This window comes from Pseudacidovorax intermedius (assembly GCF_001476815.1).
Lineage (GTDB): Bacteria > Pseudomonadota > Gammaproteobacteria > Burkholderiales > Burkholderiaceae_C > Xenophilus > Xenophilus intermedius_A.
On the sequence record NZ_LDSL01000219.1, the window covers coordinates 1 to 887 of the forward strand.

Below are 887 nucleotides of genomic sequence, written 5' to 3' on the forward strand. Positions count from 1 at the left end.
CGTGATCGCCCAGCGCGGCAACGCGCCGCTACTTGACTGGTTGCGCCGCGCCGAGCCCACCGTGCGGCGGCTGGGCTCGGTCTGCTCGGGCGCCCTGCTGCTGGCCGAGGCGGGCCTGCTCGACGGCCGGCGGGCCACCTCGCACTGGTCGCGGCTCGCGCAGTTGCGCCAGCGCCATCCGGCGGTGCGGGTGGAGCCCGACTGCCTGCACACCTTCGATGCGGGACATGCCGAAGACGGCCACGTGTTCACCTCGGCGGGCGTCACGGCAGGCATCGACCTGGCGCTGGCGCTGGTGGAGGCCGACCTGGGCCGGCCCATGGCGCTGGCCGTGGCGCGTCAGCTGGTGATGTTCCTGCGCCGCCCGGGCGGACAGGCGCAGTTCAGCGCCCTGCTCGCGCCCGAGCCGCGCCGCACGCCGCGACTGGCCGCCCTGCTCGACTGGCTGCCCGGCCAGCTCGGCAGTGACCTGTCGCTGGAACGGCTGGCCGCGCAGGCCTGCCTGCCACCGCGCACGCTCACCCGTGCCTTCCAGCGGGAACTGGGCAGTTCGCCCGCCCGCTACGTGGAGCGGCTGCGCGTGGAGACGGCCAGCGCCCTGCTGGCCCAGGGCCAGGCCTCGGTCGCCACCGTGGCGCGGCTGTGCGGCTTCGGCCATCCGGAGAGCCTGCGGCGCAGCTTCCACAAGCAGTACGGCGTGGGGCCGCAGGCCTGGGCGGCGCGCTTTGGGGGCGATGCCGACACCGGCTCGGCTCAGCCCAGCACCTGACACGCACCCGACCGCCGGCCGCTGCCCCGCCCCTCTGGGGGAGGCTGGGTGGGGGCTGCGCGTGCTCGCACGATGCCGCGCCTCATGAGGGCCGCGGCCCTCACCCCAACCCTCTCCC

Annotated in this window: 1 protein-coding gene; it reads left to right on the forward strand. The window is 76.0% G+C overall.

The features are described 5' to 3' along the window. Positions 1-769: GlxA family transcriptional regulator (locus NS331_RS24495; RefSeq protein ID WP_058644526.1), on the forward strand; the 769-nt coding region annotated here is incomplete at its 5' end. Positions 770-887: the final 118 nt, after the last annotated feature.